At 68.4% G+C, this 26,184-nt stretch carries 22 protein-coding genes; 8 read left to right on the top strand and 14 right to left on the bottom strand.

What is annotated here, in order from left to right:
- Positions 1-9 precede the first annotated feature (9 nt).
- Together ACVCMI_RS11135 and ACVCMI_RS11130 are read right to left on the bottom strand one after the other, a co-directional pair.
- Positions 10-1,440: an aldehyde dehydrogenase family protein gene (locus ACVCMI_RS11135; protein WP_447098777.1), complete on the bottom strand. Its 1,431-nt coding sequence runs from the start codon at positions 1,438-1,440 to the stop codon at positions 10-12.
- Positions 1,441-1,626: 186 nt separating this feature from the next.
- On the bottom strand, positions 1,627-2,178 hold the full coding sequence (locus ACVCMI_RS11130) for a TetR/AcrR family transcriptional regulator (protein WP_447098778.1): 552 nt from the start codon (positions 2,176-2,178) through the stop codon (positions 1,627-1,629).
- 116 nt (positions 2,179-2,294) lie between these two features.
- Here ACVCMI_RS11130 and ACVCMI_RS11125 point away from each other — a divergent pair, with 116 nt between their 5' ends.
- The 3 genes from ACVCMI_RS11125 to ACVCMI_RS11115 all read left to right on the top strand — a co-directional run bounded on the left by ACVCMI_RS11125 (position 2,295) and on the right by ACVCMI_RS11115 (position 5,415).
- The gene (locus tag ACVCMI_RS11125) at positions 2,295-3,506 is read left to right on the top strand and encodes a glycosyltransferase (protein WP_447098779.1); all 1,212 of its coding nucleotides are present in this window, start codon (positions 2,295-2,297) and stop codon (positions 3,504-3,506) included.
- Between the two features lie 275 nt (positions 3,507-3,781).
- Positions 3,782-4,498 (top strand): hypothetical protein, encoded by a 717-nt coding sequence (locus tag ACVCMI_RS11120; RefSeq protein WP_447099557.1) that lies wholly within the window; start codon positions 3,782-3,784, stop codon positions 4,496-4,498.
- A complete protein-coding gene (locus ACVCMI_RS11115) occupies positions 4,495-5,415 on the top strand; it encodes a histone deacetylase family protein (RefSeq protein WP_447098781.1) in 921 nt (306 codons plus the stop codon). The genes ACVCMI_RS11120 and ACVCMI_RS11115 overlap by 4 nt, the downstream gene beginning before the upstream one ends.
- A 30-nt stretch (positions 5,416-5,445) precedes the next feature.
- Here ACVCMI_RS11115 and xseA read toward each other — a convergent pair whose 3' ends face one another.
- Both xseA and ACVCMI_RS11105 read right to left on the bottom strand, forming a co-directional pair.
- A complete protein-coding gene (xseA, locus tag ACVCMI_RS11110) occupies positions 5,446-6,807 on the bottom strand; it encodes an exodeoxyribonuclease VII large subunit (protein ID WP_447110604.1) in 1,362 nt (453 codons plus the stop codon).
- 78 nt (positions 6,808-6,885) lie between these two features.
- Complete coding sequence (locus tag ACVCMI_RS11105; RefSeq protein WP_447098783.1) at positions 6,886-8,361, bottom strand: phospholipase D-like domain-containing protein; 1,476 nt, start codon at positions 8,359-8,361, stop codon at positions 6,886-6,888.
- 64 nt (positions 8,362-8,425) lie between these two features.
- On the opposite strand from ACVCMI_RS11105, the gene ACVCMI_RS11100 reads away from it, so the two are divergent.
- On the top strand, positions 8,426-10,372 hold the full coding sequence (locus tag ACVCMI_RS11100) for an acetyl-CoA hydrolase/transferase C-terminal domain-containing protein (RefSeq protein WP_447098784.1): 1,947 nt from the start codon (positions 8,426-8,428) through the stop codon (positions 10,370-10,372).
- 215 nt (positions 10,373-10,587) lie between these two features.
- Here the strand turns inward: ACVCMI_RS11100 and ccoS are convergent, their stop codons facing one another.
- The 7 genes from ccoS to ccoN are packed head-to-tail and all read right to left on the bottom strand — an operon-like array spanning position 10,588 to position 16,479.
- Entirely contained in the window at positions 10,588-10,770 is a 183-nt protein-coding gene (gene ccoS / locus ACVCMI_RS11095; RefSeq protein WP_395118752.1) for a cbb3-type cytochrome oxidase assembly protein CcoS, read from the bottom strand.
- Positions 10,767-13,019, bottom strand: coding sequence for a heavy metal translocating P-type ATPase (locus ACVCMI_RS11090; RefSeq protein ID WP_447098785.1), 2,253 nt, complete (start codon positions 13,017-13,019; stop codon positions 10,767-10,769). Before ACVCMI_RS11090 ends, ccoS begins: the two co-directional genes overlap by 4 nt.
- A complete protein-coding gene (locus ACVCMI_RS11085) occupies positions 13,016-13,255 on the bottom strand; it encodes a hypothetical protein (RefSeq protein WP_447098786.1) in 240 nt (79 codons plus the stop codon). The genes ACVCMI_RS11090 and ACVCMI_RS11085 overlap by 4 nt, the downstream gene beginning before the upstream one ends.
- Positions 13,239-14,147: a cytochrome-c oxidase, cbb3-type subunit III gene (gene ccoP, locus ACVCMI_RS11080; RefSeq protein ID WP_447098787.1), complete on the bottom strand. Its 909-nt coding sequence runs from the start codon at positions 14,145-14,147 to the stop codon at positions 13,239-13,241. The genes ACVCMI_RS11085 and ccoP overlap by 17 nt, the downstream gene beginning before the upstream one ends.
- On the bottom strand, positions 14,144-14,338 hold the full coding sequence (locus ACVCMI_RS11075) for a cbb3-type cytochrome oxidase subunit 3 (RefSeq protein WP_447098788.1): 195 nt from the start codon (positions 14,336-14,338) through the stop codon (positions 14,144-14,146). The genes ccoP and ACVCMI_RS11075 overlap by 4 nt, the downstream gene beginning before the upstream one ends.
- Positions 14,335-15,000 (bottom strand): cytochrome-c oxidase, cbb3-type subunit II, encoded by a 666-nt coding sequence (ccoO, locus tag ACVCMI_RS11070; RefSeq protein WP_447098789.1) that lies wholly within the window; start codon positions 14,998-15,000, stop codon positions 14,335-14,337. Before ccoO ends, ACVCMI_RS11075 begins: the two co-directional genes overlap by 4 nt.
- A 12-nt stretch (positions 15,001-15,012) precedes the next feature.
- The gene (ccoN, locus tag ACVCMI_RS11065; RefSeq protein ID WP_447098790.1) at positions 15,013-16,479 is read right to left on the bottom strand and encodes a cytochrome-c oxidase, cbb3-type subunit I; all 1,467 of its coding nucleotides are present in this window, start codon (positions 16,477-16,479) and stop codon (positions 15,013-15,015) included.
- Positions 16,480-16,662: 183 nt separating this feature from the next.
- Here ccoN and ispG point away from each other — a divergent pair, with 183 nt between their 5' ends.
- Positions 16,663-17,922: a flavodoxin-dependent (E)-4-hydroxy-3-methylbut-2-enyl-diphosphate synthase gene (gene ispG / locus ACVCMI_RS11060; protein WP_447098791.1), complete on the top strand. Its 1,260-nt coding sequence runs from the start codon at positions 16,663-16,665 to the stop codon at positions 17,920-17,922.
- On the opposite strand, the gene aat is transcribed toward ispG, so the two are convergent.
- The 3 genes from aat to trxB all read right to left on the bottom strand — a co-directional run bounded on the left by aat (position 17,915) and on the right by trxB (position 20,835).
- Positions 17,915-18,646, bottom strand: a complete 732-nt coding sequence (gene aat / locus ACVCMI_RS11055) for a leucyl/phenylalanyl-tRNA--protein transferase (protein ID WP_447098792.1) — start codon at positions 18,644-18,646, stop codon at positions 17,915-17,917. The genes ispG and aat overlap by 8 nt on opposite strands.
- Positions 18,643-19,773, bottom strand: a complete 1,131-nt coding sequence (locus ACVCMI_RS11050) for a GNAT family N-acetyltransferase (RefSeq protein WP_447098793.1) — start codon at positions 19,771-19,773, stop codon at positions 18,643-18,645. Before ACVCMI_RS11050 ends, aat begins: the two co-directional genes overlap by 4 nt.
- 99 nt (positions 19,774-19,872) lie before the next feature.
- On the bottom strand, positions 19,873-20,835 hold the full coding sequence (gene trxB, locus ACVCMI_RS11045) for a thioredoxin-disulfide reductase (protein ID WP_395118732.1): 963 nt from the start codon (positions 20,833-20,835) through the stop codon (positions 19,873-19,875).
- A gap of 219 nt (positions 20,836-21,054) precedes the next feature.
- Here trxB and ald point away from each other — a divergent pair, with 219 nt between their 5' ends.
- The 3 genes from ald to ACVCMI_RS11030 all read left to right on the top strand — a co-directional run bounded on the left by ald (position 21,055) and on the right by ACVCMI_RS11030 (position 26,128).
- A complete protein-coding gene (ald, locus tag ACVCMI_RS11040; protein WP_447098794.1) occupies positions 21,055-22,119 on the top strand; it encodes an alanine dehydrogenase in 1,065 nt (354 codons plus the stop codon).
- Between the two features lie 29 nt (positions 22,120-22,148).
- Positions 22,149-24,473, top strand: a complete 2,325-nt coding sequence (locus tag ACVCMI_RS11035) for a DNA translocase FtsK (protein WP_447098795.1) — start codon at positions 22,149-22,151, stop codon at positions 24,471-24,473.
- A 128-nt stretch (positions 24,474-24,601) separates the two neighbouring features.
- Positions 24,602-26,128, top strand: a complete 1,527-nt coding sequence (locus tag ACVCMI_RS11030; RefSeq protein ID WP_447098796.1) for a tetratricopeptide repeat protein — start codon at positions 24,602-24,604, stop codon at positions 26,126-26,128.
- Positions 26,129-26,184: the final 56 nt, after the last annotated feature.

Below are 26,184 nucleotides of genomic sequence, written 5' to 3'. Positions count from 1 at the left end.
CGGCATGGATCAGCCTTCGCGCATCACCATCAGGCGGATCTCGGTCATGTCCTCGATCGCGTAGCGCAGGCCTTCGCGACCCAGGCCGGACAGCTTGACGCCGCCGTAGGGCATGTTGTCGACGCGGAAGCTGGGGATGTCGTTGATGATGACGCCGCCTTGCTCAAGCTCGTTCCAGGCACGCATGGCGTGGTCCAGATCGTTGGTGAAGATTCCGGCCTGCAGGCCGTAGTCCGAGTCGTTGACCATGCCGATCGCCTGGTCGAACTTGTCGAACGGAGCGAGCAGCGCGAACGGGCCGAACGCTTCCATGCGGTTCGCCTTGGCATCGGCGGGCACGTTCTCCATCAGCGTGGCGTCGAGCATGTTGCCCTCGCGCTTGCCACCACAGAGGATCCTGCCGCCGGCCTGTTTCGCTTCCAGAATCCAGCCGTGCAGGCGTTCGGCGGCCGCCTCGTCGATCATCGGGCCGAGGAATACCTCCTTGTCGCGCGGGTCGCCGGCCTTGAGCTTCTTCGTGGCGGCGACCAGCTTGCGCTTCAGCGCGTCGTAGACATCTGCGTGGGCGTAGATGCGCTGCACGCCGATGCAGCTCTGTCCGGACTGGTAGAACGCGCCAAACACCAGCCGCTGCACCACGCGATCGAGCTGCGCGCCCTGGTCGGCGTCGACGATGCAGGCGGCATTGCCGCCCAGTTCCAGCACTACCTTCTTGCGTCCGGCGCGTGCCTTCAGTGCCCAGCCGATCTGGCCGCCGGTGAACGAGAGCAGCTTGAAGCGCTCGTCCTCGACCAGCGGTGCGGCATGGTCGCCGTCCAGCGGCAGGATCGAGAACGCGCCCTTCGGCAGATCGGTCTCGGCCAGCACCTCGCCGATGATCAGCGCGCCGATCGGGGTCTTCTCCGACGGTTTCAGCACGAACGGGCAGCCGGCGGCGATCGCCGGCGCCACCTTGTGCGCCACCAGGTTCAGCGGAAAGTTGAACGGCGTGATGAATGACACCGGCCCCAGCGGCACGCGCTTGGTGTAGCCGTGATAGCCGTCCAGACGGCTGGCCAGTTCCAGGTTGATCGTTTCGCCGTTGATGCGCACGGCTTCTTCGGCAGCGATGCGGAAGGTCTCGATCAGCCTGGTCACCTCGCCGGCTGCATCCTTGATTGGCTTGCCGGCCTCGATGCACAGCGCCTCGGCCAGTTCGTCGCGGCGCTCGGCGAAGCGCTGCGCGCAATGCTGCAGCACGGCCTGGCGCGCCCACGGCTTGAACTCGCGCATCGGTTTGGCCGCCTTCACCGTGGCGGCGATCGCCTGCTCGGTGGCCTTCGCGTCCGGTACCGCGACGCGGGTGGCGAGCTTGCCGTTGTACTTGTCGCGCACGTCGAGCATGGCCTTCGACGTCTGCGGCCGGTTGGCAAGGTAGTACGGGTAGGTCTTGTTCAACATGGCGCTTGCCTGCGGTTGCGATCCGGCAAGGATAGGGCGTGGTGTTGTTCAGGGGTCGTGAGCTGCTGTCGTCTGCCAGTGGGTGAACCTGGTTTCGCGCTGGCCGCGACGGCCACACGGGCATGATGTCGAGGCTCTCCCGGCGGCGACACAAGGCTGCATGGCCATGCGCCAGCTTGCCGAACATCAATTCACGCCGGCCGCCGCCCCGTCCATGAACAGCCCGATCACCATGTCGAACTCTTGCCGCAGGTCGAGGCCCGGCTCGCTGAGCCAGCGCATCAGGGCACCCAGGTAGAGGTAGTGGAAATAGATGCCCAGTTGTTCGGAGCGATGCTGCGGCGCCAGTTCGCCGCGATCCTGGGCGGCTTCGATCAGCATCACCCAGAGCGGAAGCAGGCCGCGATCTTCCTTCGGCCTGGCGCCCGGGTCGAAATTGGCGAACTTGTAGCGGATGTAGGGCAACAGGATATCGGCGTGCTGTTCGCACCAGTGCGCCGATTCGTGCAGCAGTGCCGTGGCGCCGGCGCGGAAGCCGGCACGTTCGTGCAGGCTGAAGTCGCGTGTTGCGAGGTCTTTCGAGAGGGAAGCTTCCAGCGTGTGTTCCAGCAGAGCTTCTTTGGCCGGAAAGTATTTGTACAGGGTGCGCTTGGATACGCCGGCCTGGGCGGCGACCTGCTCCATGGTCACCTGGGCATAGCCGTGCGATGCGAACAATTGGCGCGCAACGAGGCCCATGTGTTCGGGCAACTCGGCCCGGCTTGATGGCCGGGGACGCGGACGGGAAGATGGCATGGCTCAGACACTCGGTGGCATGTAAAGTATACGCCGTTTACTTTACATGGGAGCGTGACATGAAGCTCGTACTTCTGACCTGCGGCACCGAGGGCGATACGCGTCCGCTGGCCGCGCTGGGTCATGCCCTGTGCAAAGCGGGCCATGAGGTGGTTCTGCTGGGCGACGCGCGAACCCTGGGCACGGCGCATGCGCTCGGGATTCCAGCCACGCCGCTCTCCGGCGACATCCGCGAGCTGTTTGCCGACTGGGGACAACAAGGGCCGCGCGGCACGGCCAAGGCCATGGTGGCATTGACCAACAAGCACACGGCTGCGTGGATGCGGGAGACGCTGGCCGCGGCGGAAGGTTGCGACGCCATCGTGACGTCGGGCCTGGCCGGCTTCGTCGGGCTTTCGGTGGCCGAGCGCCTCGAGGTTCCCGCCGCCATCGCGGGGATGATCCCGCTTACGCCGTCGCGCGAGTTTGCTTCGCCCTTCTTGCCGCCGGCCTGGGTCCCCGCCTGGTTGAACCGGGCCAGCCTCGCGTTCACCAACAAGCTGTTCTGGCTGGCTTTCAAGCAGGCGCTCAACCGTGCACGGGCGGAGGTGCTGGCCCTGCCGCCGCGGAAAACCGTGTGGAAGGATCTGCCCATGCTCTACGGCATCTCGCCGACGCTGCTGCCATCGCCCAAGGACTGGCCGGCGAATGCCACGCTGTGTGGCCAGTGGCTGCCGCCCATGGGTGAAAGCTACACGCCACCTCCGGCTCTGGCGGCGTTCCTTGCCGCCGGCACCGCGCCGGTCTATGTGGGCTTTGGCAGCATGACCGGCATCGACATGGCTGCCATGCTCGGTGCGGTGATCGCGGCGCTGGACGGGCGACGTGCCGTGTTCTGGCCGGGGTGGAACGGGATGGGCGACGTGCGTCTGCCGGACAATGTCCTGTGCATCGACGCCACCCCGCACGATTGGCTGTTTCCACGGATGGCTGCGGTGATCCACCACGGCGGATCGGGAACCACCCACTCGGCCCTGCGGGCAGGCAAACCCTCCATCGTCATGCCGTTCGCCGGGGATCAGGCGTTCTGGGCGGATCGCCTTCGTCGGCTGGGCGTGGCGCCGGCGGCACTCCCGGCGGCAAGCCCGGACACTGCGGCGCTTGCTGCAGCCCTCGATTTTGTCGCGCGGGAAACCGTCGTCGCGCGTGCGGCCGAGCTTGGCCGACGCATGGCCAGCGAAGACGGCCTCGCCGCGGCGGTCGCCGCTATCGAAGGGGTGCTTGGGAGGTAGGCGGCGCGGATGTCGGTTGCTACGCGATCCCTGCGTCGGCTCCGACCCACGCGTTTGCACAGCTTCAATGCCTTCTGTTTTCGCCATCTTGGCCGCGTTTCAGACCGCGGCTGCCTCGATGATCGAGATGCCGGCCCCGATATCCAGCTCCCGCTGCAGCGCAAAGCCCGCGGCGAGAGCGGGGTGACGTACTCCTGCCGCGTGCGTTGCTTTCCGCCGAGCAGTACCAGCATGTGGATGTCCGGCATCTTGGCCCAGTCCGGGCATCGGAGACCATGGCTTCCATCAGGAACAACCTGGCACCGGGGTCGGCGGTGCGACGTATCACCCGCAGCGGGAGTTCGCCATCGACCAGGGATGCGCAGTCGCGCATTCTTTCCGTCGTTCGGCATCGTCTGGAGCAGCTTCGGTGCAAGCAATCCCTGCGTGTACGATACGGCCCATGGTGCCGTGCTTGCCATCAGAATCGAGTGGCAGCATTTTCAATATGGGTGCTGCGCAGCCACTTCACGACAACTCAGGAAAAGGACGTTCCCCTGGTAAAGGTTCATGTCTGGCTGGCGGACAACGAGCACATCGGACACGCAGCCCTGACCATCGGAAGCGAATACGTCAGTTTCTGGCCTGACGGAGGCGCGGAAAAAAAGGATTTGAAGACCAAACGGAGTCAGCCCGGCATGCTGATGCAAAGCCTTCAGCAGGATATTTACAACGAGGGCAACCGGCAGCCGGTGACCGTGGAACTTCCCCTGCTGGACGAGGCTGCCGTGCTCCGATTCATCATCAACCTTCAGAAGGACACACCGCGCTATCAGATCGCGCGGAACAACTGCTCACACGTCGTCGCGCTCGCTTTGATCGAAGGTGCGAAGCGAGGCCCTTCGTTCACCCCGCACGCAGGCGAGTACAACCGATTCGGTCGCGTGTTGGGTTGGGGTATCTGGACGCCGGCCCAAGTGCTCAAATTCGCCAGAGAGCTGCAGCAATCTTGAAGATCATCTACACCCCTGCGTACAACATCGACTTCGGTCTGCTCAATCGGCTGCATCCGTTCGATGGCAGGAAGTACGCCAAGGTTGCCGAGAGCCTCCACGCACTGACCGGTGTCGAGATGGCAGAACCGCTGGCGCCTGTCGATGAAGCGACAGTCCAAACCTTCGTCGGTTCGATCTTCGGAAACCTGCTGTCGAGCAAACGCTACATTCTGCAGGCACTCGAGCTTCCATGGATTCCCTTGCTGCCGTTCTCGATGATCGATCGGCGTATCCTGACGCCGATGCGCTGGGCGGTGAGCGGCACGCTCACAGCGGCACGCGCGGCGCTACGCGAAGGCGGGCATGTCTGGAACCTGTCCGGTGGCTATCACCACGCCAGCCGCAACGCAGCCGAGGGCTTCTGTGTCTACAACGACATCGGCATCACGGTGGAACAGTTGCGAGGCGACAACACGCTGGGCACCGAAGACCGGATTCTGATCGTCGATATCGACGCCCATCACGGCAACGGCAACGCGCATGTGTTCATGGACGACAAGCGAGTGGATATTCTGGATATTTACAACGACACCATCTATCCACGCGACGGCTTCACTCGACAGCGGGTCGACATCGACCTTCCTCTGCGCAACGCCGTGTCCGGTGACGAATATCTGGCCCGGTTGCGCAGCGGGCTGGGCGAGGTGATCGGTGGGCACGCGTTGGCTTTCGTGGTGGCCGGAACCGATGTGCTGGCTAGCGATCCACTCGGCGGCATGCGTCTTTCCGTGGCCGATTGCGTCGAACGCGACGCGCTCGTGCTGGATCGACTCTCGTCGCTTGGCACCTCGGCAGTGTTCGTCGGTGGCGGCGGCTACGGCAAGGAGAGTGCCGCGGCCATGGCTGCGAGCATCAGCAATCTTGTTCGGCGGTAGCAAGAGCAGCAAACGCAGAATCAAGTTTGCTCATCCGCGAGGTTTCGTGGCATCACACTCCTCCACCCGCAACCCCAACTCACCATCCGCCAGTCGTGCGCGCAGCGCCGTGCCAGCCTCGACGCCCTGCGTCGAGCGCAGCACCTTGCCGGCCTCGTCGAACAGAATGGCGTAGCCACGTTCCAGCGTGGCCAATGGGCTGACCGTATGCAGAGCGCGCGCGGCTTGCTGCAGGGTGAGGCGGTCGCGTTCCAGACGACGCTCGATGGCGTGGCGCAGGCGCTGGGTGAGTTCGCCGAGGCGATGGCGCAGCAGGGGTAACCGCTGCTGCGGGTGTTGCCCGAGCAAGCGGGACCGCGCGCGGTCGAGCTGCGACTGGCGGCGTTGCTGCTGTTCGCGCATTGCCCCGAGGAGGCGACGGTGGAGATGGACCAGCCGCTCGCGATCGCGTTGCAGCCGCGCCTGCGGCCGCTGCGCCTGCAATCGCGCCAGCAGATGGTCGACGCGTTGCGCGTTCCCCTGCATGCGTTGTTGCTGCAGGGTAGCCAGGCGCTGCTGCAGTTGCCGCAGGTGGCGATCGACCGCCACCGCGTCGGGCACCAGCAGTTCGGCGGCGGCCGAGGGTGTGGGCGCGCGCAGGTCGGCGACGAAGTCGGCGATGCTGAAATCGATCTCGTGGCCCACCGCGGAAACCACCGGCACCGCGCTGGCGTGGATCGCCCGTGCCACCGCTTCGTCGTTGAATGCCCACAGGTCTTCCAGGGAGCCGCCGCCGCGGGTCAGCAGCAGCACGTCGTAGCGTGCGCTGGCCGATGCCTTGCGCAGCATCGCCACGATCGCCGGCGGCGCCTCGCGGCCCTGTACCGGCACCGGCAAGATCTCGACATCAGCCAATGGCCAGCGCCGTGACAGCACGCTCAGCACGTCGCGGATCGCCGCGCCGGTGGCCGAGGTGATCACGCCGATCCGGCGCGCGTAGCGGGGCAGGGCACGCTTGCGCGCCGGGTCGAACAGGCCTTCGGCGTCGAGCCGGGCCTTGAGCTGCTCGAACTCGCGCTGCAACGCGCCTTCGCCGGCCGGTTCCATGTATTCGGCGACCAGCTGGAACTCGCCGCGCGGTTCGTACAGGCCGACCTTGGCGCGCAGCAGCACCTGCATGCCGTCGACCGGGCGAAAGCGCAGCACGGAGGCTTTCATCTTGAACATCGCGCAGCGCACCTGCGCGCCGCTGTCCTTCAAGGTGAAGTACAGGTGGCCCGAGGCCGGCTTCGCCACGTTGGACAGCTCGCCTTCGATCCACACCTGCGGCAGCGCGTCGCCCAGCAGGTCGCGAACCAGCCGGTTGAGCGAGCTGGGGGTCAGCACGTGGCGGGGGGTGTCGGGGACGGACATGGGGCGAAGAGCCTAGCATGCCGCTACGGTGAAGTCGTGAAAAAACATCCGCTTGGGAGGTGAATCAGAACAAATGTCTCATGTGTCGTGGCCGGCCCCGCGGGCGTCGGCTTCGCGCGCCGTGCGCTGGCGGCGGCGCAGGCGCCAGCCGCGGATGCCCAGGTTCAGCGCGAACCAGGCGCACAGCACGGCGACCGGCCAGCCGATCCAGGCCGGCCACAGTGCCGCGATCACGCCCAGCACCAGGAGCGCCGCGGTGGCCAGGAACAACGGCCTGGCCGAGGTCGCACCGAGCACGCGGCGATGGCCAAGCGCGGCACCGACGCTGTTGGCCAGGCGCAACGCACCCGCCGCGGCACGCCCGGAGCTGCCGCCGCCATGGCGCACGCGCGGTCGCGCCTGGCTGGTGCGTACTTTCTCGGCATGGCCGCGGCGATGGTGCGGCGCCAGCACGATTTCGGTGGCGTTTTCCAGGTCGTGCTCGTACTGGGCGGCGAGCTTGCCGGCGAACGTGGCGTCCTCGATCGCCACGTCCAGCTCCTGGTTGCCCAGCCAACTGGCGAGGTTGAGGTTGGATGAGCCCACCCGCGCCCATTGCCCGTCGGCCACCGCGGTCTTGGCGTGCAGCATCGAGCCGTTCCATTCGAACACGCGGATGCCGGCTTTCAGCAGTGGCCGGTAGCCCGCGCGGGACATGTTGGCCACGGCCGGGATGTCACTGCTGCCGGGTACCAGCAGGCGCACGTCGACGCCATCGCGGGCGGCCGCCACCAGTGCCTGCACGTAGGGTGCGATGCCCACGAAATAGGCGTCGGTGAGCCACAGCGTGCGGGTGGCCAGCGAGGCGATCAGCTGGTCGAGCCGATACATGCCGGCGGTGGAGGGCTGGGTGGCGATCAGGCGCAGTGCGACGTCACCGGCGGGTGTGGTCGGCTCGGCCGCGCTCGGGAATTCGCGCAGCGGCGTGCCGGTGGCGCTCCAGCTTTGCGCGAATGCCGCTTCCAGCTCGGTCACCACCGGGCCGCGCAAGGCGACGCCGGTATCGCGCCACGGCGGCACGTCGCGCGCGGGGTTGCCCAGCCATCTGGCGCTGATGCACACGCCGGAAAGGAAGCCGGTCACGCCATCGACCACCAGCGACTTGCGGTGGTCGCGGCTCAGCCAGCCGAAGGTCTGCCCCAGCTGCAGCGGGTTGTACACGCGCACTTCGCCACCGGCCGCGCGCAGCGGTGCCCAGAAGCCGCTGCGCGACTGGCCCAGGCAGCCGACCCAGTCGACCACTACGGCCACGAACACGCCGGCCTGCGCGCGCTCGACCAGCGCATCGCGGAATTCGCGGCCCACCACGTCGTCGCGCACCATGTAGTTTTCCAGCAGCACCCGCTGGCGCGCGCCGCGGATCGCTTCCAGCCACGCGGCATAGTTGGCTGCCGCATCGATCAGCAGGTCCACCGCGTTGCCGCTGAGCAACGGTGCCCCGGCAGCGCGGCTCAGCGCTTGCTGCGCCAGCAGGCGACTGGACGAGGACGACGACGGCGACAAGGGGTCGGGCATGCATCGAGTGTAGGCGATGGGGATGTCGATGCGCCGTGGCGGCGGCTTCTGGCATGATCGGAGGATGCCCGCCAAGCCGCGCCACAGCGACACCGACGCTTGCGCCCACGACCTCGCCGATGCGCTGGGGCCGGATCTGCGCATCGCCGCGCCGCTGGGCCTGGGCAAGCCGCACGGCCTGCTCAACGCGTTGTACCGGCTCACCGCCGGCGACCCGACGCGTTCGATGCGCCTGTACACCGCGCTGTCGCTGACCCGGCCGCAGCCGAAGGCGGGGCTGCAGCGGCGCTTCCTGCTGCCGTTCCTCGATCGCCATTTCGGCGCCGACGCGGTCGACCCGCAGTACGCCCTGGACGAGGCGCGCGATGCCTTGCCGCCAAACGTCGTGGTGCACGAGTTCTACCTGCAGAGTGGCGCGCTGCTGCATTCGGGCAGTGCGCAGCGCAACTACATCAGCCAGAACTACACCCATGTGGCGCGCGACCTGGCGTTGCAGGACATCAACCTGCTGGTGCAACTGGTCGCACGCCGCGAAACCGCCGAGGGTGTGCGCTACAGCCTCTCGTGCAACCCCGACCTGACCCTGGATTTCCTGCGCCAGTTGCAGCTGGCAGGCGCACGCCGGCCGCTGTGCGTGGCGGTGGTGCATCCCGACCTGCCGTGGCTGGGCGGTGATGCCGAGGTGCCGGCGGATTACTTCGACGTGGAGCTGCAGCCGGAATCCTCGCCGCGCCTGTTCGCGCTGCCGCGGTTGCCGATCGACCTGGCCGAATATGCGATCGGCCTGCACGCCAGCAGCCTGGTGCGCGACGGCGGCTGCCTGCAGATCGGCATCGGCGCGTTGTCCGACGCCCTGGTCAAGGCCTTGCTGCTGCGCCAGCAGCAGAACACCGCCTGGCGCTGCATGCTGGTGGCGCTGGACCCGGCCGGCAGCACCCATGCGCAGGCAGGCGCGCTCGGTGGCCTTGCACCATTGGGGACCGGCTTGTACGGCGCCAGCGAGATGGTGATGGACGGCTTCATGCACCTGCAGCGCGGCGGCATCCTGAAGCGGCGCAGCTGGGACAACCTTGCGCTGGAGCGCGCCTCGCTGTCCGGCCGGCTGAATCCGGGCACGCCCGGCGGTCATTACCTGCGCGGCGCATTCTTCCTCGGTTCGCGCGACCTGTACGAATGGCTGGCCGCCACCGAGGCGAGCGACCCGGACGCGATCGACATGTGCGCGGTGTCCAACGTCAACCAGCTGTACGGCGACCAACAGGCATTGGCCACGCTGCAGCGACGCGACGCGCGTTTCTTCAACACCTGCATGATGGCGACCCTGCTCGGTGCGGCGGTGTCCGATACGCTGGAGGACGGCGCGGTGGTCAGCGGCGTCGGCGGCCAGTACAACTTCGTGGCGATGGCGCACGAGCTGCCGGGCGCGCGCTCGGTGCTGCTGCTGCGCGCCACCCGCCGCCATCGCGGCGGCATCGAGAGCACGATCCGCTGGAGCTACGGCCAGACCACGATCCCGCGCCACCTGCGCGACATCGTGGTCACCGAATACGGCGTCGCCGACTTGCGCGGCAAGAGCGACAGCGAATGCATCGAGGCGATGCTGTCGATCTGCGATGCGCGCTTTCTGGACGCGCTGTGCGCGGAGGCGAAATCGCGCGGCAAGCTGGCGGCGGATTTCGCCATACCCGATGCCTGGCGCCGGCACCAGCCCGATGCACTGCACGAATCGCTGATGCCATTCCGGCGCAAGGGCCAACTGCCGGTGTTCCCCTTCGGCAGCGATTTCGACGAGGTCGAACAGCGCCTGTTGCCGGCGCTGGAATGGCTGCAGTCGCGCAGCAGTCGCTGGCGCGGCCGCTGGCAAGTGCTGCGCGCCGCGGTGCGTCCCGGCGAGGCGATGGAGGATGAAGGCGCAGCCTTGGCGCGCATGGGCCTGGATGCGCCCAAGGGCCTGCCCGAGCGCATCCAGCGCCGTCTGCTGCAAGCCGCGCTGCGCCGGCGATCGACGTAGGGCGGGCACGGCCCGCCGGCTTTTGTCGTCGGCGCCGTGCAAGGCCGGCGGGCCATGCCCGCCCTACGCCTGGACGCGTCGCACCCGTGGGCGACGCTCTTGAGCTTTTGCGAATCCCGAATCCCGAATCCCGAATCCCGAATCCCGAATCCCGAATCCCGAATCCCGAATCCCGATTCCCGATTCCCGATTCCCGATTCCCGGCGAGCGGGCTCCTACGGGGGCGTGGGTGGATTCTCGGGCTCTTCGGCCGGCGCGGGCTGATCGTCCATCAGCGGCAGCACGCCGGGGCTGTCGAGGTCGTCGAATTGCTGGTGGTTCACGGCCCAGAAAAAAAGCGCCACGGCCACGCCGATCACCACCAGGGTGACAGGGATCAGCACCAGCAGGACGTTCATGCCGCCGCCTCGGCGGTGCGGTCGGCGCGGCCGGGGTTGGCGTCGTGCGCGTGTTCGCGGCCGACGCGCATGGCGTTGAGCACCACCATCAGCGAGCTCAGCGACATGCCGATGGCGGCCAGCCACGGCGACACCAGGCCGAACGCCGCGAACGGCACGGCGAACAGGTTGTAGCCCAGCGCCCAGCGGCGGCTTTGCGCGATCACCTGCTGCATCTGCACGGCGATCGCGTGCGCGTGCAGCAGGCCTTGCAGGCGGCCGTCGAGCAGCAGCAGGTCGGCCTGGGCCTGGGTCAGGTCGGTGCCGCTGGACAGCGCGGCGGAGACGTCGGCGGCCGCCAGCAGCGGGGCGTCGTTGCTGCCGTCGCCGACGGCGAGCACGCGGTGGCCGTCGGCTTGCAGGGATTGCAGCAGGGCCAGCTTGTCGGCCGGCAGCTGCCGCGCATGCCAGTCGTCGATGCCGAGCCGGGTGGCCAGCGCGGCGACGCGATCGGCGCTGTCGCCGCTGGCCATGCACACGTCGATGCCGTCCTCGCGCAGCCGTGCCAGCGTGGCGGCGGCATCCTCGCGCGGGCGTTCCTGAAAGCCGAAGCGGGCCAGCGCGCCGTGCTGGTCGGCCAGCACCATGGCCGCGCTGGCCAGCCGCGGATCGTAATGCGCGTCGCCCAGCGCGTAGCGGGCGCGGCCCAATCGCAGCGCGCGGTCGCCGACGTGGCCTTCGATACCTGCGGCCAGGTGCACGCGCACGTCCTGTGCCGCCGGTGTGACGCCGCGCGGGCGCGCCGCGGCGCTCAGCGCGCGGGCCAGCGGATGCGAGCTGGCGCGGGCCAGCGCCAGGGCCCAGGCCAACACCTGCTCGCGGCTGTCGCCGCGCAGCGGTTCAACCGCCTCGTCATCCAGGTGCGGCGTGGAGAGTGTGCCGGTCTTGTCGAACAGGGCACGGTCGACGCCGGCAAGTGCGAGCAGGGCGCTGCCATCGGTGACCAGCACGTGGCGGTGGGCAAGCCGGCCCAGCGCCCGGGTCAGCGTCACCGGCACGGTCAGCGCGAAGGCGCAGGGGCAAGCCACCACCAGCACGGCGATGGCCGCGTCGAACGCGCGTGAGGGGTCGACCAGCAGCCAGCCCAGCGCGGTCACCACGGTAAGCACCAGCACCCGGCGCACGAAGCGGGTGACTTCGCGATCGCTGCCGGCGATTCGCGCGCGGGCCTGGCGCGCGCGCGCGGCCAGCGCGCCGAGCCGCGCCACGCTGGTCTGCGCGCCGCCATGTTCCACGCGCAGCTGCGCCGGCCCGGTCAGCAGCACGCTGCCGGCCACCAGACGCTCGCCGCGCTGGCGCCGTTGCGGGCGCGATTCGCCGGAGAGCAGCGCTTCGTCCACCTCGACCACGGCGCTTTCCAGCACGCCATCGGCCGGCACGGTGCCCCCGTCGTCGATGTGCACGCAGTCGCCGCTGGCGAGGGTCATCGCGGGCACGGTTTCCAGTTCGCCATCGGCACGGCGGCGCTGCGCCAGCAGCGGCGTGGCATCCAGCAAGGCATCGCCGCCGGCGTCGCCGCGATGGCGCGAGCGCAGTTCGATGTAGCGCCCGACCAGGAGCAGGAACACGAACATGCTGACCGAATCGAAATACACCTCGCCGCTGCCGCGCAGCGTGTTGATCACGCTGGCCGCGAACACCAGCGCGATTGCCAGCGCCACCGGCAGGTTGATGCCGAGGCGGCGGCCGCGCAGTTCCTCTGCGGCGCCGCGGAAGAACGACTGCGCCGAATAGGCCACCAGCGGGATGGTGGTCAGCAGGCCAAGCCAGCGGAACAGGTTGCGCGTGCTGAAATCGACGAAGTCGACCACGCCGAGGTAGATCACCAGGGCGTAGCTCATCACCTGCATCGCGCACATGCCGGCCACCAGCATGCGCTTCAGCGCATCGTGCATCTCGGCGGCGCGGACGTCTTCCACTTCGTCCAGGCGCAGCGGGCGCGCCTGACAGCCGGCGGCGGCGAAGTTCTCCAGCAGGGTGGGCAGGGTGGTGCGCCGGGTGTCCCAGACCACCCGCATGCGCCGCGCGGCGCGGTCGACGCTGACCCGGCGCACGCCGGCAAGCGCATTGATGCGCTGCTCCAGCCAGAGCAGCCGGCGGGGATCGTCCAGCGCCTCGACGCGCAGGGCGATCTCGCTCAATCCGTCGCGTCGCTCGCGCAGCACCTGGGCGGCGAGCCGGGGATCGGCCCATGTCGCCGCGCTGTTCATGGCTTGCGCGAGGGAGGGGCGGTGGATGGCGGTGGCGCGCTGTGCGAGGCGACCGGCACCCCGAATACCGCGTGCGAGCTGGTGGTCAGCGGCGTGTCGGCGTAGCGGACGCTGACCACGATGAGCCATGCGCAGCCGGCCAGCGAGGCGACGAAGATGAATGCTCCGAGCCACAGCACCGGCTGGCGATACCAGGCCGATGCCGTGCGGACGCCGATGTCATGGCTGGTCTTCATCGACCGGGTGCGACAGGTGGTAGACGTAGGCGGCGATGACGTGGATCTGGTCTTCGCTCAGCCGCGTGCTCCACGACGGCATGTGGCCCTGGCGACCGTTGCCGATGGTCTGCTCGATATCGGCCGGGGTGCCGCCGTACAGCCAGACGTGGTCGGTGAGGTTCGGCGCACCCAGCGCCGGGTTGCCCTTGCCCTCGGCGCCGTGGCAGGCGGCGCAGGTGGAGAACAGCGGCTTGGCGGCTGCCGCCTTGGCCGCGTCGTGCGGGGCGCCGGACAGGCTCAGCACGTACTGGGCGAGGTTTTTCACGTTGTCCGCGCCCAGGCTCGCCCATGGCGGCATCACGCCGCTGCGACCGTCGTGGATCGAGGTGGTGATGTCCTTGCCGGTGCCGCCGTACAGCCAGTCGCCGTCGGTGAGGTTGGGTGCGCCGACCAGGATGTTGCCCTTGCCGCTGCGCTGGTGGCAGGCGGCGCAGTTGTCCTCGAACAGCACCTTGCCCATCTGCTGCGCCTGCGGGTCGCCGGCCAGCTGCTCCACCGTGTACAGGCGGAAGCGGTCCAGCAGCGGGTCCAGCCTGGCCTCGTTGGCGGCCACTTCACGTGCCAGCTGGCCGTGCGAAGTCCAGCCCAGCGCGCCCTTGTGGTTGCCGAAGCCGGGGAACAGGAACAGATAGATGAATGCCGCGGCGAACATCGCGCCGGAAAACACGATCCACCACCGGGGCAGGTTCTTGAGGCCTTCCAGGATGGTGCCGTGCGCCCACACGTGGCCGGTGGTGCCGTCGGGCCGGGTCGGGATCTTTGCCCGCGGCGCCCACAGGTACAGCGCGAAGGTGATGCCCAGGTTGAGCACCACCAGGAACATGACCCACAACGACCAGCCGCTGCTCATGGGCGATCCTCCTTGGCGTCGACATCGCTGTCGGGTAGTTCGTCTTGTTCGAGCGGCAGGCGCGCCATGCGGTCGAACGTGGATTTGTGGCGCTTGCGCCAGGCCCAGATCCAGATGCCGATGAAGGTCACCAGCATCAGGATGATGAATACCCCTGCAACGTGGCCCCAGACCGGGCTCATCGGCGTCATGGCGTGGCTCCCGCGACGCCGTCGGTGGTCGCCGGCTTGGCTGCCGGCGGGGCCGGCTCGTTGGCGATGCCCAGGCCCTGCAGGTAGGCGATCAGCGCGTCCATCTCGGTCTTGCCCTTGACCGCCTCGGGCGCCGCCGCGATCTGCGCGTCGGTGTACGGGTCGCCCAGCTTGCGCAGCGTGCGCATGCGCGCCTGCACGTCCTCGGCACTGATCGTGTTGTGCGCCAGCCACGGGTAGGCGGGCATGTTCGACTGCGGCACCACCTGGCGCGGGTCCATCAGGTGCAGGCGCTGCCATTCGTCGGAATACTTGCCACCCACGCGCGCCAGGTCCGGCCCGGTGCGCTTGGAGCCCCACTGGAACGGGCGGTCGTAGACCGACTCCTCGGCGGTGGAGAAATGGCCATAGCGCTCGGTCTCGAAACGCAGCGCGCGGATCATCTGCGAGTGGCACAGGTAGCAGCCCTCGCGCACGTAGACGTCCTTGCCGATCAGGCGCAGCGGCTCGTACGGATGCACGCCCGGCGGCGCCTTCACCGAATGCGCCTCCATGAACAGCGGGGTGATCTCGGCCAACCCGCCCAGCGAGACCATGATCGCGATGCCGATGCCGAGCAGGCCGGCGTGCTTCTCGATCGCTTCGAAATGTTTGTAGGCCATCTGGAATCTTCCTCAACCCGCGGCAGGCAGGGGCGCGGGCACCTGGTGCGGCACCGGCTCGGGGATCGGCACCGGGATCGGCTTGATCAGGCGGGCGCGGGCGTCGGCGGCGGTGTACCACAGGTTCCACGCCATCACCCACATGCCGGACAGGATGAACACGCCGCCGGCCCAGCGGATCAGGTACATCGGCTTGATCGCCAGCAGGCTGTCGAGGAAGCCGTAGGTCAGCGCGCCGTCGGGGTTGGTGGCGCGCCACATCAGGCCCTCGGTGACGCCAGCCGTCCACATCGAGCCGACGTACAGCAGGGTGCCGATGATGTGCAGCCAGAAGTGCAGCTCCATGCCCTTGCGCGAATGCATTTCCGGCCGCCCCAGCGCGCGCGGCGCCATCGCGTAGAGCGAGCCGATGGTGATCATCGCCACCCAGCCCAGCGAGCCCGAATGCACGTGGGCGATGGTCCAGTCGGTGTAGTGCGACAGCGAGTTCACCGTCTTGATCGCCATCATCGACCCTTCGAAGGTCGAGGCGCCGTAGAACACCAGCGACAACACCATGAACTTGGCCGCCGGGTCGGTGCGCAGGCGGTGCCACACGCCGTTGAAGGTGAGCAGGCCGTTGGCCGCCGAACCCAGGCTCGGCATCAGCAGCACCAGCGAGAACGCCATGCCGACCGACTGCACCCAGTCGGGCAGGGCGGTGTACATCAGGTGGTGCGCGCCGGCCCACATGTAGACCGAGATCAGCGCCCAGAAATTGACGATCGAGAAGCGGTAGCTCCACAGCGGCTGCTTGGCCTGCCGCGGCACGAAGTAGTACATCATGCCGAGGAAGCCGGCGGTGAGGAAGAACGCCACCGCGTTGTGGCCGTACCACCACTGCACCATCGCGTCGACCACGCCGGAATAGATCGAGTACGACTTGGTCAGCGAGACCGGGATGGCCAGGTTGTTGACGATGTGCAGCAGGCCCACGGCGATGATGAACGCGCCGTAGTACCAGTTGGCCACGTAGATGTGCTTGATGCGCCGGCGCGCCAGCGAGCCGAAGAACACCACGCCGAAGCTCACCCACACCACCGCGATCAGGATGTCGATGAACCATTCCGGCTCGGCGTATTCCTTGCTCTGGGTCAGCCCCAGCGGCATCGTGGTCATCGCCAGCACGCAGACCAGTTGCCAGCCCCAGAAAGTGAAGGCGGCCAGCTTCCTGAAAGCCAGCCGCGCGTGGCCGGTGCGCTGCACCACGTAATAGCAGGTGCCCATCAGCGCCGAGCCGCCGAACGCGAAGATCACGCCGAAGGTGTGGTCGGGCCGGATGCGGCTGAAGGTCAGCCACGGCACGTTGAAATTGAGCACCGGCCACATCAGTTCGGCGGCGGCATAGACGCCGACGGACATGCCGATGATGCCCCATACGGCGGCCGCGAGCAGGAACTGGCGGACGACCTTGTCGTTGTAGTATTCGGTGTTCGGCATCGGCTTTTCCGGCTGGACAGCGGGGCATTTTGGCGGCAAGCATGCGGCGAAGTGCTGACCTCGATCAAGCAACTGCGGCATTCCGTCCACGTCATCGCGGCGGAGGCCGGCGCTACCGGTCGGGCGAGTATCCTTGGCATCTTCAGTCGCGGCCTGCCGCGACCAGACATTCCGGTTGAATCCATGAGTGAGATCGTTTCGCAACAACCCCGTCCGGCGGCGCCCGCGCCGCGCCGCGCCAGCGTGGGCGTGCAGGTCGGCAAGGTCAAGGTAGGCGGCGGCGCCCCGATCGTGGTGCAGTCGATGACCAATACCGACACCGAGGACCCGGCCAGCACCGCGAAACAGATCGCCGAGCTGGCCCGCGCCGGCTCCGAGCTGGTGCGCATCACGGTGAACACGCCGGCCGCCGCGGCCGCGGTGCCGCGCATCGCCGAGCGGCTGGCGATGATGGGCGTGGACGTGCCCATCATCGGCGACTTCCACTACAACGGCCACCAGTTGCTGGAGCGCGAACCGGCCTGCGCCGAGGTGCTGGCCAAGTACCGCATCAACCCCGGCAACGTGGGTTTCGGCAAGAAGCACGAGAGCCAGTTCGCCTCGATCATCGAGAAGGCGCTGCGCCACGGCAAGCCGGTGCGCATCGGCGCCAACTGGGGCTCGCTGGACCAGGCCATGGTGGCTGCGCTGATGGACGAGAACGCGCAGCGCGCCGAACCCTGGGATGCCTCGCACGTGGCGCGCGAGGCGCTGATCCGCTCCGCGCTGGATTCGGCCGCGCGCGCCGAGGAACTCGGGCTGGCGCGCGAGCGCATCATCCTGTCGTGCAAGGTCTCCGGCGTGCAGGAACTGATCGCCGTATACCGCGACATCGCCGCGCGCTGCGACTACGCGCTGCACCTGGGCCTGACCGAGGCCGGCATGGGCTCCAAGGGCATCACCGCCTCGGCTGCCGCGCTGGCGGTGCTGCTGCAGGAAGGCATCGGCGACACCATCCGCATCTCGCTCACGCCCGAACCCGGTGCCTCGCGCACCGGCGAGGTGATCGTGGCGCAGGAGCTGTTGCAGACGATGGGTCTGCGCTCGTTCACGCCGCTGGTCACCGCCTGCCCGGGTTGCGGGCGCACCACCAGCGAGTTCTTCCAGGAACTGGCCAAGACCGTGCAGGAACACGTGCGCGAGCAGATGCCGCTGTGGCGGGTGAAATACGACGGCGTGGAGAACCTTACCCTGGCGGTGATGGGCTGCATCGTCAACGGGCCGGGCGAATCCAAGCACGCCAACATCGGCATCTCGTTGCCGGGCAACGGCGAGGCGCCGGCCGCGCCGGTGTTCATCGACGGCGAGAAGGCGATGACGCTGCGCGGCGACAACATCGCCAACGAGTTCGTCGACATCCTCGACGACTACGTGGCGCGCAAGTACGCCGCGCGCGCTAGCTGAAAGTCGTGCCGGGCTGCCACAGCCGCGGGCCGAGATCGGTCCAGCTGCCGACCTGCCCAGGTTGCGCGGCCAGCGTGCCGGCCTGCGCCAGGTAGTCCGCGCGCGCCATCTCGAACGCACCCAGGCTCAGCGTGTGGGCGTTGGCTACCTGCGCATCGAGCAGCGGGCAGCCCTGTTCGTGCAGCAGCCGCGCCAGCGCGATCAGTGCCACCCGCGAACCACCGCTCTCGGCGCTGAACATCGACTCGCCGCAAAACAGCTTGCCGACAGAAAGGCCGTAGACGCCGCCGACCAGGCGCTCGCCGTCCCAGGTCTCCACGCTGTGCGCGTAACCGAGCTGGTGCAGGTGGAGGTAGGCGTCGATCATGGCCGGTACGATCCAACTGCCCGAGCTGTTGTCGCGCGGCGCCGCGCAACCGCGGATCACCGCCTCGAACGCCCGGTCGATCGTCACCCGCCAGCGCTTGCCGGCGAGCTGGCGACGCAGGCTGCGGTTCGGCCGCAACGCGTCGGTGCGAAACACGCAGCGCGGGTCGGGCGACCACCACAGGATCGGTTCGCCCTCGCCGAACCAGGGGAAGATGCCTTGCCGGTAGGCGGCCAGCAGCCGGCCTGGCGACAGGTCGCCGCCGAAGGCAAGCAGGCCGTTCGGTTCGGCCAGTGCGCGGGAGGGATCGGGAAAGCGCTCCGGCGCGTCGGCATCGAGCAGGGGCAGGCGGATCATGGCGCAGCCTCGTCGTGCTGCGCGTACGGGCTGTGTTGCCGCAATTCTTCCGCGTAGGCATCCACCGCCGGTGCCTCGCGCGCCAGCGCGCTGGCCACCGCCGCGCGGAAGCCCGGGTGGGCGAGCCAGTGGCGCGACTGCGTGCGCGCGGGCAGGAAGCCGCGTGCCAGCTTGTGCTCGCCCTGCGCCCCGGGCTCGAAGCGATGCAGCCGCTGCACAATGGCGTACTCGATGCCGCGGTAATAGCAGAGTTCGAAATGCAGCCCGGGCACGTCGACCATGCTGCCCCAGTAACGACCGTAGAGCACGCCGTCGCCCTGCACGAACAACGCCATCGCCACGATCTCGCCGCCTGCGCGGGCCAGCGCGAGCTGTGCCAGCGGACCGAGTTCGCCGAGCTGCCGGAAGAAGGCGACGGTCAGCACCGCGTGGTTGCCCTTGTCGTCGAAGGTGGCTTCGTACAGCGCGTGCACGCGATTCCACTCGTGCTCGTCGAGCGTGTCGCCGCTGCGCCATTCGATCGCCAACCCGCTGGCGGCGACCTGGGTGCGTTCGCGCAGGATGTTCTTGCGCTTCTTGTGGGTCAGCGCGGCGAGGAAATCCGGGAAGTGGCGGTAGTCGCGGTTGTGCCAGTGGAACTGCACGTCCGAGCGGGCCAGCCAGTCGTCGCCGAACGCCGGCGCCTCCGTGGCGAGCAGGAAATTCGCGTGCACCGAGGACAGCCCCAGCCGCTTCGCCTCGGCGCGCATCGCCTCGACCAGCGCCTGCCGCAGCGCTGGCGTGTCGGCCAGCAGGCGCGGGCCGGGCACCGGCGAGTAGGGCACGCCGCAGAGCAGCTTCGGGTAGTACTCGCCGCCGGCGCGCTCCCACGCGCTGGCCCAGCTCCAGTCGAACACGAACTCGCCGTGCGAGTTGCCTTTCAGGTACAGCGGCGCGGCGGCCACCAGGCGATCGTGGTCGTACAGGCCCAGGTGGTGTGCCTGCCAGCCCCAGTCGGGACGGATGCAGCCGGTGTCTTCCAGCGCATGCAGGAACGCGTGCGACACGAACGGATTCGCCCCGCCGCGCAAATCGTCCCACGCCGCGGCAGGCAGTTCGGCGATCGCGTCGTGGAAGCGGATGTGCATGACTCGGCAGGTGCCGCAGGAGCCCGCTTGCGGGCGATGCTTCTGTTTTTTTCAATCCCGGCCAGAAGCATCGCCCGCGAGCGGGCTCCTGCGGGCAGGTCAGCCCGCCGGCGTCTGCTGGTCGAGCCAGCGTTCGGCGTCCAGCGCGGCCATGCAGCCGAAGCCGGCGGAGGTGATCGCCTGGCGATAGACGTGGTCGGCGACGTCGCCGGCGGCAAACACGCCGGGGATCGAGGTCATCGTGGCCATGCCGTTCTGGCCGCTGTGGATGCGGATGTAGCCGTCGTGCATGTCCAGCTGGCCGGCAAAGATGCCGGTGTTCGGGGTGTGGCCGATCGCCACGAAGAAGCCGGTGGCCGCGATGTCGCGGGTGGCGCCGGAGTTGACGTCCTTCACGCGCACGCCGGTGACGCCGGTGTCGTCGCCGAGCACCTCGTCGATGGTGTGGTTCCAGACCAGCTCGATCTTGCCCGCGGCCTCCTTCTCGAACAGCTTGTCCTGCATGATCTTCTCCGCGCGCAACTTGTCGCGGCGGTGCACCAGGTACACCTTGCGGCCGATGTTGGCCAGGTACAGCGCTTCCTCGACCGCGGTGTTGCCGCCGCCGATCACCACCACGTCCTGGTCGCGGAAGAAGAAGCCGTCGCAGGTCGCGCAGGCCGACACGCCCTTGCCCTTGAACTTCTCCTCGCTGGCGATGCCCAGGTACTTCGCGGTGGCGCCGGTGCTGATGATCAGCGCATCGGCGGTGTACTCGCCGGAGTCGCCGACCAGCCGGAACGGGCGCTGCTTGAGGTCGGCGGTGTGGATGTGGTCGAAGATCATCTCGGTGTGGAAGCGCTCGGCGTGCTCGGCCATGCGCTGCATCAGCGCCGGACCCTGCAGCCCCTCGACGTCGCCCGGCCAGTTGTCCACGTCGGTGGTGGTCATCAGCTGGCCGCCCTGCTGCAGGCCGGTGATCATGGTCGGCTTGAGATTGGCGCGGGCAGCGTACACCGCGGCGGTGTAGCCGGCAGGACCGGAGCCGAGGATCAGCAGGCGGCTGTGCTTGGGGGTGGGCATGGCAGGTATAATCCTTGGGTTTGCTGGTGGCTTGAGCGGCTATTCGCTGCAGCTGCAGCCGGGGTTTCACCGAAACCGGGCCTGCAGGTGGCAACAACGAATGCGACCCCCGGAGAATGGGGAATCCGCGTGGCTGATTCAAGTCGCCGGCAGATCAACGACACCACCGCGGCAGTTGCGCGATGGACTTTCCACGTGTTCCCACAGGATTCTTTTGCCATGCGTATCGGTATCCCCTCCGAAACCAAGACCCTCGAAGGTCGTGTCGCCCTTGTTCCCGCCGCTGCTGCCGACCTGGTGCGTCGCGGCCATGAGGTGTTCATCCAGGCCGGGGCCGGCCTGAAGAGCGGTTTTTCGGACGAGGCGTACGTCAACGCCGGCATCAAGATCGTGGCCGATGCCGCCGCGCTGTACGAGGCGGGCGAACTGATCGTCAAGGTGAAGGAGCCGATCGCCGGCGACCTGGCCCTGCTGAAGAAGCACCACTTGCTGTTCTGCTATCTGCACCTGGCGGCGGAGCCGGCGCTGACCCGCAGCCTGCTCGACATCGGCCTGACCGGCGTGGCGTTCGAGTCGGTGGAAGATCACGGCGGCCTGCCGCTGCTGCACCCGATGTCGGTGATCGCCGGGCGCATCGCCACCCAGTGCGGCACCACGCTGCTGCATCGTCCGCAGGGCGGCAAGGGCAAGCTGCTCGGCGGCATGGCCTCGACCCCGCGCGGCAAGGTGGTGGTGCTCGGTGCCGGCGCGGCCGGCGGCAATGCCGCGGCGCTGGCGGCGCAGGCCGGCGCCAACGTGGTGGTGTTCGACAAGCGTCAGGATCGCCTGGCCGAGATGATGGCGCTGGGCCCGAACGTCACCGCGCTGTACGCCTATGAATCCTCGGTGGCCGAGGAAGTGCGCGACGCCGACCTGGTCGTCGGCGCCGTGCTGATCCCCAGCGCCAAGGCGCCGCACGTGGTGACCGAGGCGATGGTCAAGTCGATGGAGCCGGGCAGCGTGCTGGTGGACATCGCGATCGATCAGGGCGGCTGCTTCGAGACTTCCCGGCCGACCACCTGGGAGCACCCCACCTACGACGTGCACGGCGTTACCCACTTCTGCGTCACCAACATGCCCGGCGCGGTGCCGCAGACCTCGTCGGTGGCGATCTCCGCGGCGATCCTGCCGTACGTGCAGCGCCTGGCCGGCGGCAACGCGTGGCGCGAGTTCGAGCCGCTCAAGGTCGGCATCAACATCGACGGCGGCAAGCTGGTACATCCGGCGCTGCAAGGTATGCTCTGACCCTGGTCACGAAGAAAGGGGCACCCCGGGTGGCGCGCGGCGCGAACGCAAGGCAACAACCCAAGGCAGGCCTCAGCGATGAGTTGAAACGCCGGCTGCGCGAAGCCGGCGCCCTGCTGCTGCTGCCGCTGGCGGTGTACCTCCTGGTATGCCTGTTCAGCTACGACCCGCATGACCCCAGCTGGACCAATGCCGGCCAGCTGGAGCATGCGCGCAACTTCGGCGGCACCGTCGGTGCCTACGTGGCCGATCTGCTGCGCTGGATCTTCGGCCTGGTGGCGTACTGCTTCCCGTTGCTGCTGTTGCTGCTCGGCGTGCAGGTGTTGCGCCAGCGCGGACAGCAACCGCAGCATCCGTGGGAACCGGCATTGCGGCTGGTCGGCTTCGTGTTCTTCTTCATCACCGGGCCGGCGCTGCTGTATCTGAACTTCGCGCAGGAGCCGGTGCAGCCGCAGGGCGTGGGCGGCATCATCGGCGTGTGGGTGGGCCATGCGGTGCTGTCGGCGTTCGGGTCCACCGGCGCGCCGTTGCTGCTGCTGGCGCTGTTCCTGATTGCGGTGACGCTGGCCACCGGGCTGTCCTGGTTCGGCGTGATGGACTGGACCGGCCAGGCCGTGCTGCAGCTGGCCGGCTGGCTGCGCGGCAAGCTGCGCGAGGCACCGCAACTGCTGGCCGCGCGCCAGGCGCGCAGCGAGCGCGAGGTGATCAAGAAGGCCGACGCGGTGAAGCAGGCCCGGCGCGAACCGGTGCGCATCGAGGCGGCGCCCGCGCCGGTGACCAAGAGCGAGCGCGCGCGGCTGGAGACGCAGATCCCGCTGTTCGCCGGCGCCGCCGCGCCGGGTGAACTGCCGCCGCTGTCGCTGCTCGACGAGGCGCCGGAGCAGGGGCCTGGCTATACCGAGGAAACGCTGGAAGTCCTCTCGCGCCAGGTCGAATTCAAGCTGAAGGATTTCAAGATCGACGTGAAGGTGGTCGGCGCCTATCCGGGGCCGGTGATCACCCGTTTCGAGATGGAGCCGGCGCCCGGCGTGCGCGGTTCGCAGGTGTCGAGCCTGGACAAGGACATCGCCCGCGGCCTGTCGGTGGTGAGCGTGCGCGTGGTCGACGTGATCCCCGGCAAGAACGTGATCGGGCTGGAGATCCCCAATACGCGCAAGCAGATCGTCTACCTGTCCGAGATCCTGCGTTCGGACAAGTACGACCAGGCGCGCTCGCCGCTGGCGCTGGCGCTGGGCAAGGACATCGGCGGCAAGCCGGTGGTGGTGGACCTGGCCAAGATGCCGCACCTGCTGGTGGCCGGCACCACCGGTTCGGGCAAGTCGGTGGCGGTCAACGCGATGGTGCTGAGCCTGCTGTACAAGGCCAGCCCCAAAGACGTGCGCATGATCATGATCGACCCGAAGATGCTGGAGCTCTCGGTGTATGAGGGCATCCCGCACCTGCTGGCGCCGGTGGTCACCGACATGAAGGAGGCCGCCAACGCGCTGCGCTGGTGCGTGGCCGAGATGGAGCGCCGCTACAAGCTGATGGCCGCCGTGGGCGTGCGCAACCTGTCCGGTTTCAACAAGAAGGTGAAGGACGCCGAGAACGCCGGCCAGCCTTTGCTCGATCCGCTGTTCCGGCCCAACCCGGACATGCCGGGCCTGGCGGCCGACCCGCTGGAGCCGCTGCCGAACATCGTGGTGTTCATCGACGAATTCGCCGACATGATGATGATCGTCGGCAAGAAGGTCGAGGAGCTGATCGCGCGCCTGGCGCAGAAGGCGCGTGCCGCCGGCGTGCACCTGATCCTGGCCACCCAGCGCCCGTCGGTGGACGTGATCACCGGCCTGATCAAGGCCAACATCCCCACCCGCATCGCGTTCCAGGTATCGAGCAAGATCGACTCGCGCACGATTCTCGACCAGTCCGGCGCGGAAGCGCTGCTGGGCCACGGCGACATGCTCTACCTGCCGCCGGGCACCGCCACGCCCGAGCGCGTGCACGGCGCCTTCGTCGACGACCACGAGGTGCACGGCGTGGTCGCCTGGCTGAAGTCGCAGGGCGGGCCCGACTACATCGAAGGCGTGCTGGAGGAGGTGCAGGCCACCAGCGACGGCAAGTTCATCAACGACTCCGGCCTGCCGCAGGACGGCGAGGAAGGCGGCGACGCCGACACCCAGCTCTACGACAAGGCCGTGGCGGTGGTCACGCAGACGCGCCGCGCCTCGATCTCGGGCGTGCAAAGGCATCTGCGCATCGGCTACAACCGCGCCGCGCGACTGGTCGAGCAGATGGAGGCCGACGGCGTGGTCAGCGCGCCGCAGCACAACGGCAACCGCGAGGTGCTGGCGCCGCCGCCGCCCAAGGATTGATCCGGTATCCCGCTGCCGGCGCAAAACCGGCATGATGCGCTCCTGCCGCGCACGCCGGGTCCGTGGATCGGACGCGCGACGGCCTTCATGATTGCTCTTGGACGCGTACGTCGGTCATGGTGTCGAACTTGCCGCAACACGATGGGAACGATGCCGCGTGGGCGTCGCTGGCCGGCGACGTCCATCGCCTGGTCCAGCAAAACCGCGCGCAGGACGCGCTGGCGATCGTCGAGCGATTCCTCGGCTCGACGCCGGATTGCCGGGTCGTCGAGCCGCTGCGGTTGCGCGCGCAGCTGTTGCTGTCGCTGGGGCGTCCGCGGCAGGCCGTGCCGGCGTTCGAAGTTGCGATGGCCGCCGCGCCCGGGGACGGGCGCATGCTGCTGGGGCTTGCCGTGGCGCACGGCGAAAGCGGCCAGCCCGAAGCAGCCGAGGTGGCGGCGCGCGGCGCACTCGCGCAGTCGCTCGACCATCCGCACGCGCATTACGTGCTGGCTCGCGCCCTGTTCGAACAGGATCGGTTCGTCGAGGCCGAAGCGGAGCTTCGTCAGGTCGTGGCGACGGCGCCGCAGCACCTTGCGGCGCATACCACGCTGGCCGAACTGGTGTGGATGCGCAGCGGCGACATGGATGCGGTGGCCATCGCGCTCGATGCGGGCAGCGACGCCCGCTCGCGCGTCGAGCTGCGCATGGTCAAGGCCCGGCTGTGGCGTCAGACCGGCGCGGCCGAACGGGCGTACGCCGAGCTTGCGCCGCTGCTCGAAGCGCACCCGCAGCACGCCGCGCTGCACGTACTGGCGGCGGAATGCGCGCTGCAACTGGACCCGCCCCGGGCGCTGGCGCTCATCACCCACGCGCTGCAACTGGAGCCGCGCAGCCGGGAGGCGCACCGCTTGCACGGCGACATCCTGCTCGCGGCCGGGCTGCCGGAAGCGGCGGCCAGCCTGGCCGGCCGACTGCTGGCGCTGGACCGCAACGACGTGTCCGCCTTCGCACTGCAGGCCGCGGCGTGGCATGCGCTGGGCGATCCGCGCTATCCGGCGTTGTACGACTACCCGCGGCTGGTGCGCTCCTGTCGCATCGACGTGCCACCGGGCTGGGCCAGTCTCGACGATTATCTGCACGACCTCGCGGCCAGCCTGCACGCACGGCACGACCCGTTGCAGGCGCACCCGCCCACGCAGTCGGCGCGCACCGGCACGCAGGTCGAGTTGCGGCCCGGCAGCCCCTCGGCGGATCGGGCGGTGCGGGCGTTTCCGACGGCGGTCGATGGCGCCATCCGCCGCTACATGGAGACGGTGATGGCCACGGGTGCCGACGCCTTTTCGCGGCGCGGCACCGGCCGCTATCGTTTCAGCGGCATGTGGTCGGTGCGGCTGAAGTCACAGGGGCACCATGCGAGCCATTTCCACGGCAAGGGCTGGATATCCTCGGCCTGTCACATCGAGGTGCCGGCGTCGCTGTCCGATGACGACCGCGGCGGATGGTTGAAGTTCGGCCACGAACTGCCGTCCGGATCGCCCCCCGGGCACTGCGTCAAGCCGGTGCCGGGCGTGCTTACCCTGTTCCCTTCGTGGATGTGGCATGGCACGGTGCCATTCGTGGCCGCTCCCGGCGACTACCGCCTGTCGGTCGCCTTCGACGTGGTTCCCGATTGACGCGGAAGCCTTTGATTAAGCCAGTGGATGACACACTTGTCTTTACCCATTCGGAA

The organism is Rhodanobacter sp. UC4448_H15 (genome assembly GCF_052978265.1).
Note: the sequence above shows the minus strand (reverse complement) of the source record. Positions and strands in the feature narration are given on the sequence as shown.